We start from the raw sequence: 7776 nt of genomic DNA, 5'->3' as shown, positions 1-7776 counted from the left end.
ATGAATCGAGCCATCGATTCATGCGACCCGTTTGTTCTGGGGAAATATAAGCTAGGGTTCCTTCTAATACATTCGGGTTGCGAAAGGTGGATATTTCTCGCGACAGTGTGGTTGAAATCCCAAAATCAATTAGCTTAAGCTTACCAGTATTCTGATTTAAGATAATATTTGATGGGTTAATATCTTTGTGAATAATATGCTGCTGGTGAACCTGACCGAGAATGTCAACAATCTCAATGGCCAGGTGGAGAAACTCAGCAATGGTGAATTCCTGCTTCGGAATTATCCGATTGAGAGATTCGCCGCCAAAATCTTCTAACACCATTACCCAGTTAGTTTCTAGCTTTTCCCAGCTGTAAACATCGATTACACCGGGTAGGTTAATGTTTTGGGTTGTTTCATACTCTCGCTTGAACCAAGCAATGCTTTCCGGGGAAGGATAAGCCTGTTTGAGCATTTTAAGGATAACAGGTTGGTGATCTGCGCGCCGATGTCCCCGATAGACTAAGGAGTTGGTGCTCTCATGGAGTTTATCCGTAACTTGGTAACCTGATAAATCGCGCATACTTATCTTCTTTAAAGGAGTTTTTATGATAAAAAACCGCAACCAGTGCGGTTTGAGCTTATCAAATAATAATCCACTTTTCCAAGTGTAAAAAGTTATGAGTGATTTAAAATTAACAACCCCACTTAACCGTTAGGTTAGGTGGGGTGCATTTCCTAAAAGCTGTTTGACCCAGTGGGTGGAATGGAGATCAGGCGTGGAACGGGCATCTTGCCCGTTACAATTCCCAGGCGGGCTGTCCCAACCCTGGGGACCGGGAAAATCAGGGGGAGCCCGTGGCGAATTTAATTCTTAATCGGTCAAGGGCACCTTTACAAAAGCAATGCAGCTTCTTCTTCTTCTTCTGATGGACAAGGCTCTGGATCTGGCATAGGAAAAGGGTCTGGATCTGGCAAGGGATCGGGACCGGGATCGCCCATACTAAGGGCAAGGGGAACTTGTTCGTCTGCAAATAACCCTGCAATTTTAGCAGGTTCTTTGCTGATGATTGCAGTCTGCTCTGCTTCAGATAAACCCACCTTGTCCATTACGGAACTGGGGTTATTGATGAAAACACTTTGTTTCTTGGGGTCAAGGGCCAAATCGGTTAATAAATCAAATAGTTTACTCATGAAATATCCTGCTAATTTTTAATCTAGTCACGAATCAAGAATCTAAGCTAATGGTAGTGATTTTATTCACAGCGACAATTTCTTAAATTCTTTTTTCCGTTCTTTTTCTGACAATGTTGGAGTTTGATAAAGCCTTTCCAGTGTGTATTGATCATAGATTATCCAGGCAAGCACTCGATAAGGCAATGCTTCACCAGTCATCTCATCATAGTGTTGATCAAAATATCGCAGAACTTCACTTAAATCAGCAAGGAAGGAAAGAGCACTGGCAGATCCTTCGACCCATGCAAAGTTTTGCCACAGCCATAATTGTGCCTCTGCTTGAATATCAGGATTGTTGGTTTCAGGATTGTTGGTTTCAGGATTGTTGGTTTCAGGATTGTTGGTTTCAGGATTGTTGGTTTCAGGATTGTTGGTATCAATATTTTGGGGGAAATTTTTGAGAACATCATCAACAATTTTCTTTAATTTATGTCCTGATATACATTCTTCCTTCGCCAGCTTCTCCAACTTCTCCTTGGTTTTATGATCAGCCTTTATCATGTATATCAATACTGCTTTACATATCTCAGCAAGCTTGGCATCTATTTTTTTAATAAGTGTCTGGCATTCTTCTCTAAATTTATCATTAAGTTGGTCTTTTTCCTTCTTTTGTGTACCTTCAATTACCTTGAGAATGAGTTGACCAATCAAATCCCCTGGCTTCAGGATCAAGACTTGTTGGGCACAAGCGATCGCTCCACTATAGTATCTCTCTTTTTCTGATTGATCTTTTTCTGAGTTATCTTGTCTCTTCGTTAAATAAAAAAACAGAAATGCATGTTCATAAAGACTTATCCTCCTGCTTACTAAGCTTGAAACAGGATAATAAGAGTGTTGTAAAGTCTCCATGTCTGGAGATATTTGTGTTTCTACTCCCAAATCCCACAATGACTCGTGGTATTCTTGAGCTAATCTGTGAACTGCCGCTCGCATACCCCAAGCCCAGGCATATGTGGGCATAAGTTCAATCGCTTTGTTAAGATAATTCAAAGCTTGTTTTTTACTTTCTTGATCTATCTCATTTTCGTTGATTAATTTAATCTTATCCAGAGTTATTTTCAGGCGGTAGGTTGCTCCCAAGTGAGCTAATGTCCAGGCATAGTTGCTGTTTTCTGGTGCTTTATGATCAAGCGCTTTTTCAAAATGTTTTATAGCTAACTTAATAAATTTCGTTTTATTCTCTGGATTATTTTCTGTCATTGCTCGTAGACGGTAGGTTTCACCTAGATGTGCATGAGCCCAGATATAGTTATCATTCTTTTTGACGGCTTTGGTCAAGTACTCTTCGGCTTTAGCATAATCCATAAACTCGTAGTAAAGTGTTCCTAGGTGGGCATTGAGCCAAGCATTGTCCGAGTCACTTTTTTGAATTTCTTCAAATTTCTCTATCGCCTGTTCATAAGCTCCTGACAAGCGAAGAGTTTCTGCTTTTTGAGCAAGAGCCCAAGTGTTATAATCCATCTGTATCAAATTCCTCCTTGACTGTTATTTGAAACTTAATTGATTGAGCTTTGTTGTCTGAAACGCTTTATAGCGGTTTTCAATTGGGTGAGGTACATGTTTTGAGGGAGCAGGGAGCAGGGAGCAGGGAGCAGTGAAAAAATCCTGTGTACCTGCTTAGGCTAGAAAACGCTATATAGCAATCCCTGTAGGAATTGTGATAATTGTTGATGCCATATTTCCTACTCCCTACTCCCTACTCCCTACTCCCTACTCCCTGTTCCCTTTCCTATAGCGAGTAATGCCTGAGTTTTCGGGTGATCTCGCCACTCCATCCAAGCTGGGTCGTGACTGACTAACTCAATGGCTTCATCATTAATAGGAATAGCTTCTTCTAGATATTCCCATGCTTGTTCGCAGTTACCTACCAAGATGGCTAAGGCGCTCAGTCGGTACAGAATATCTCCTCTATCCCCTGTGTCCCATTGAGACAGCAATACTGTCCGCGTAAGCTCAATCTCGCTTTTGGCCTGGGTCAATCCCTGCCAGCGAGCCTTCGCTACTGCAATACAGTACAAAGCTGTAGTGTCATCAGGAACTTCCTCTAACCTCTGCTGGGAACAAGCGATCGCCTCAGCATATCTATTGGCATAGTTGAGTAGTAACCCCCGTTCAATCCGCCAATTTTTCACAAATATGGTTTTGTCAAAGGCGATAGCTCGGTCAAAATCAATCAGGGATTTCTGGTAGCACTTCATCAGCTCATAAACTCGGCAACGATAGGCAATTGCCCAAACGTAATCCGGCTTCAGCTCAATGGCTCGATCCAAGTCAGCCACTGCCATTGTGTAATATGCTTCCCCCATAAAGCGGTAGGTTACGCCCCGGTGAGCGAGGGCCCAAAGGTAGTTAGGGTTGAGATCAATAGCGCGGCTAAAATCTGTTCGGGCTTCCTGATAACGTTTGATCTGATAGTAGGTTTCCCCACGGTGAGCGAGAGCCCAAGGGTAGTTAGAATTTAGCTCAACGGCATCGGTGAACTTGGCGAGGGCAGCTTCAAAATCTCCCATCAGCCGATCAGCCTCACCTTCCTGAGCTAGAGCCTTAGCTTTCTCAGGGTTCTGTGGGGACGCTAACTTGAGGTTGGACACAGTTTGTTGATAAGCTGTCATCAGATCTGTTTCTCCCCTGTAGCTTCTTGAACAAAAGACATACCTAAGCGCGCCATCATGTCTTTGTCCACAGGTGCTAGAGCGTGAGGCGGAATATAAAGGGTTGAAACCTCAGTAACACTGCTCTGTGGTAGCTTGGACAGAGGAATACGCTGGATAACTGGTTTGCAAACTGGATAATAAACAGCTGCTTCGTAAACAATCACTTCATGGTCACCTCCATAATGTGTTTTTAAGACCTCGGTCAATATAGTTAGAGGACGAAACTGTTCCTCCGGTTTGTAAAAACCGAGATTGCCAACCATGGCAATCTGCCACAAAATCAAGGGGCTAGTGGGGTCAAATTTACGCCGTCGAATCAAAAAGTCCGTTGCTTCAAAACTTTGACACCCGTTTCGACCAGGATCGACACCAAGGTCAGCAAATAAGCAATCTTCCGCAGAAATCCCAGGTAGCATTTGTGCTCTGAAGCCTTCACGATGTGCCTGTTTAATAGCTGCCTGGGCTGGATTGGCAAAAACCCCAGGATGACCGTAAAACACAGCACAGACATTCAGCCCCTTACGAACTTCTGTCAATATTTTTTCGGTCATTTCTTGATAAGTGTCTCTGCGCCATTGATTGTTCCGGTTATATGGCAAAGCTTCTGCTGTGGCATTCAATTCTTTGAGCCATTTAGCCGTTACTGGGTCAGCCAACGCATATAAAACCTTGTCCGCTTGTTCTATCCAGGCTTTCGCCCCCAAGGTCATATGACTTACCAATTGAATCCCCGTACCAACAATTGTTAAGGAGCCAGTTTCCAAATTCAATTTACTCTTCAGCTTAGAATCAGAGTTTTTCATCAGAGTAACAGACACAATATAGCGGTTTTCAATTAGGTGAGGTACATTTTTTTAGGGAGCAGGGAGCAGGGAGCAGGGAGCAGGGAAGAGGTAAGAGGGAAAGCGCACCTGATAGTTATACAAACCGCCGTATTTTATGTAAGCATATGTTGTATATTAGTTTGATTTTTGACCTATTAAACTCATAAAACTCATCTGATATAGCACTAAGCATTAAGGTGTTTGACATTGATAAAAGCTGAAAAGCTTTTGTAGTAAACTTTTGCCTCTTGCCTTTTGCCTTTTGCCTTGCGCGTAGCGCTATAACTCATATAAAATCTCATTAAAAAACTAATAAACAAAACATTGAATCGTGAAAGGAGCATTAAAAACTGATCTAGGGTTTCTCGAATAACTGAGATACAGCAGAAGTCAGAAGTCAGAAGTCAGAAGTCAGAAGTCAGAAGTCAGAAGTCAAACTCTTGCGCTTACTTAGGTTTGAGACTTTTGTCATTTCCTAACTGCCCTGGCGACTGGGATACATCCAATTGTCTGCCCTGTTCCCTGCTCCCTACTCCCTAAATCAATGATTAGCCTACAAGAAAGATGCTGTATACATAAACTGTTGTTCTCCCTTTTTCATAAAATACTGCCGATACAATTCACAACCTGCGATCGCTTGAGCACCTGAAAGTTTAATCAACCCCATACTGCTTAACTTGTGAGTTAGGATGGGGTCTAAGGGCACAGGTTCAGTGGCCTTGAGAACCGTATCAAAAGCTTGTGCTAATTCCGGCTGTTTTGCCAATGTTGCCCAATGACGCTGCAAGTGATTAGCATAAATTCCGGTGGCAGTGGGAGCACTTGCTAGCAGTTGGGAAAGAGTTATCTCCTTGCGACTAAGATGATAGAGCGTTAAGTTTACCAGTGCCGGATGTCCCCCCAGCATTACCATTAATTGTCTAGCTTCTTCCGGACCTATCCAGTCGAGTCCGTAGCGTTGAGCTAACTGCTGCACTTCGTCCTGGCTGAATTTGTTTAACTGAACCGGCAGCCCCACATTGAAAGGAGACTGGTTAAGCTCCAGGGGAACGTAAATTTCCGTGGAGTGAACCACTACCAGGCGAAGCTTTTGCCAGATGGGCAGTCTTTTCCCTTCTTCGTACCAAGAACGCAACAGAGGTAAAAAATCCTTGGCGACTTGGGGATGCTCGAAAATCTGGCTCACCTCATCCAATGCCAAGATTAGGGGAGTATCAATTAACTCTAGTAGATAGTCTTGGAAGTAGAGGGTGCAGCTAATCTTACTGCCCAGGTCTTCATCCCAATACTCATCTAGCATCGGTTTACGATGAAGCTGGTGAGCAATGTTGGCACACAGCCAGCGCAAAAATTGATTCAAATTGCTCAAAATTCCCTGCTCGACTTGCTCTAGGTTCAAGCTGACAGTATGGTAGCCGAGGCGGTTGCCATGGTCAAGAATCCTGAGCAGCAGAGACGTTTTGCCCATTTCTCTGGGAGCTTTAATCCTGATTAACGCTCCCGGTTTCTTGATTTCTTGATAAACTTGCTCCTCAAGGGAAGAGCGTTCTAGGTAAAAGGGAGAGTCGAGAGGGACTGAGCCACTAGGGTAGCTTGGTAGTATCTCATGGGTTTCATTGGCGGGATTTTCCGCCAGATATTGCTTGACCAGATCTTGCCTCAAAAGTTTTGTCTCTTGGTCTGGTTGGGCGGTGGCATAAGACTCCAGCAGCACCCGACAGTTTTTCTTGCTTACCCGCTGGCCAATCATCTCCGAGAGTCGCTGATACAACTCTGGAGCAACGACACTGGTAAGGTAGCCTGGACTATAACCTGCTTCGAGGGCAATTTGGTTATAAGTTCTATACTGCCAAACCCCACGCAGCATAATTCCTTCTATGGAATTAAGGGGTCGATGTTGCTTCTGTTTTAGTTGACGGTCAACAATTTCTAGGATACGATCAATAGTCATGTAAAAGGTCACCCAAATTTATCAACAAGCACCTTTTAAGTGCTCGAGCAAACGTGACACACCGAAACGAGCTATCGAAGTTTTGCCGTCCCCTTTTGGTAACTAAAAGCTATAGTGTTGATTGAATTTAAAAAACACTATAGGACTATAGGAATCAGCAAATTATATGGGTTTACCCTGAATGAGCCACCAACTTTAGAGCTTATCACTGGGCAATGGCACCCCAGTTAACCAGCAGTTAACCCTAGGAGGTTTACTAGTATTAATAACTAGTTATTTCATAAAATACCTAGTCTTGGTAAAGAGTCTTGGTGGGGCTCAATAATACCCATAAATAAAAATTACCGACTATAGCGCTAGTATTGATTCAGCAGCTTTACTACTGTATTAGTTTAATTCCAAATTAGGATTCGCGCAGTAATAATTATCTCATTTATGCATACTAATTGAGAGGTGTAACTCTTGCTAATTAAGGAATGGCGTTATAAAATCTTTGTCGAAATTAACCTGTAATAGGTAATTTATTTTTGCGCGACTCCTTAAATCCGGAAATGCACCAATATTTAGTAATTTCAACTCTTAGTGATCAGCTAGTTCAAATAACTAAGGCTGGTCAGCTACCAGTCTATTAAAGGGATAACATCACTCCTCTCGGTGGAACGGGCATCTTGCCCGTTTCTTGCGAGTAGGGAGCTTAACGATATGGCAGGCATTCAAGGCAAAATTTCCTCCTTTCATTTATTATCCTGACCCTAAGTGAGCTTACCATATATAATTCCCAGCTAACTATTAAATATTGTTAACTAGTTGTCTTACTGGGAATCCCTGACATGGCAGTGTGATAATAGCAGATAATAGCAGATAATAGCAGATAATAGCAGATAATAGGGTTTAAAAATCACTTTTACCCTTTAAAATCCTTAATTTTGTTTGTATAAACGCGATTTCATCAGATTTTTATAAGCGGAAAATGGGTATATAGGGATAATTCTCGCCATTTCCCGCTTCTGTTGACTCCCGACTTTCGACTGTATATAGGGTTTATATTTGAGATGTAAACGTGTATGGTTTTTTTTGATTGGACAATAAAACCTCGAATCTCTTTCCCCTATTGCCTTTCGTCTCTTGA

At 42.5% G+C, this 7776-nt stretch carries 6 protein-coding genes; all 6 read right to left on the bottom strand.

All coding sequences use genetic code 11. The annotated features are described in order from the left end of the window. A partial coding sequence (locus F6K52_RS28210; RefSeq protein ID WP_293086382.1) for a protein kinase occupies positions 1–565 on the bottom strand: 565 nt, incomplete at its 3' end. Between the two features lie 311 nt (positions 566–876). Then, a complete protein-coding gene (locus tag F6K52_RS28205) occupies positions 877–1176 on the bottom strand; it encodes a hypothetical protein (protein ID WP_293086379.1) in 300 nt (99 codons plus the stop codon). A 66-nt stretch (positions 1177–1242) separates the two neighbouring features. Next, positions 1243–2679, bottom strand: a complete 1437-nt coding sequence (locus F6K52_RS28200; RefSeq protein WP_293086376.1) for a tetratricopeptide repeat protein — start codon at positions 2677–2679, stop codon at positions 1243–1245. Positions 2680–2921: 242 nt separating this feature from the next. Next, positions 2922–3830 carry a tetratricopeptide repeat protein gene (locus tag F6K52_RS28195; RefSeq protein WP_293086373.1) on the bottom strand — a complete coding sequence of 303 codons (909 nt, stop codon included), beginning with the start codon at positions 3828–3830 and terminating at the stop codon, positions 2922–2924. Beyond that, positions 3830–4675 (bottom strand): SAM-dependent methyltransferase, encoded by an 846-nt coding sequence (locus F6K52_RS28190; RefSeq protein WP_293086370.1) that lies wholly within the window; start codon positions 4673–4675, stop codon positions 3830–3832. Before F6K52_RS28190 ends, F6K52_RS28195 begins: the two co-directional genes overlap by 1 nt. Positions 4676–5249: 574 nt before the next feature. Continuing rightward, the gene (locus tag F6K52_RS28185) at positions 5250–6647 is read right to left on the bottom strand and encodes an AAA-like domain-containing protein (RefSeq protein WP_293086366.1); all 1398 of its coding nucleotides are present in this window, start codon (positions 6645–6647) and stop codon (positions 5250–5252) included. Positions 6648–7776 lie beyond the last annotated feature (1129 nt).

It is taken from the genome of Moorena sp. SIO3H5, assembly GCF_010692395.1.
Taxonomy (GTDB): Bacteria; Cyanobacteriota; Cyanobacteriia; order Cyanobacteriales; family Coleofasciculaceae; genus Moorena.
The sequence above is the reverse complement of the archived record's forward strand: the minus strand, read 5'-3'. Positions and strand labels throughout refer to the sequence as shown.

Excerpts from the sequence above, each read along its gene's own strand:
- F6K52_RS28200 (WP_293086376.1), bottom strand. The coding sequence starts at position 2,679 with ATGGATTATAACACTTGGGCTCTTGCTCAAAAAGCAGAAACTCTTCGC.
- F6K52_RS28190 (WP_293086370.1), bottom strand. The coding sequence starts at position 4,675 with ATGAAAAACTCTGATTCTAAGCTGAAGAGTAAATTGAATTTGGAAACT.
- F6K52_RS28205 (WP_293086379.1), bottom strand. The coding sequence starts at position 1,176 with ATGAGTAAACTATTTGATTTATTAACCGATTTGGCCCTTGACCCCAAG.
- F6K52_RS28195 (WP_293086373.1), bottom strand. The coding sequence starts at position 3,830 with ATGACAGCTTATCAACAAACTGTGTCCAACCTCAAGTTAGCGTCCCCA.
- F6K52_RS28185 (WP_293086366.1), bottom strand. The coding sequence starts at position 6,647 with ATGACTATTGATCGTATCCTAGAAATTGTTGACCGTCAACTAAAACAG.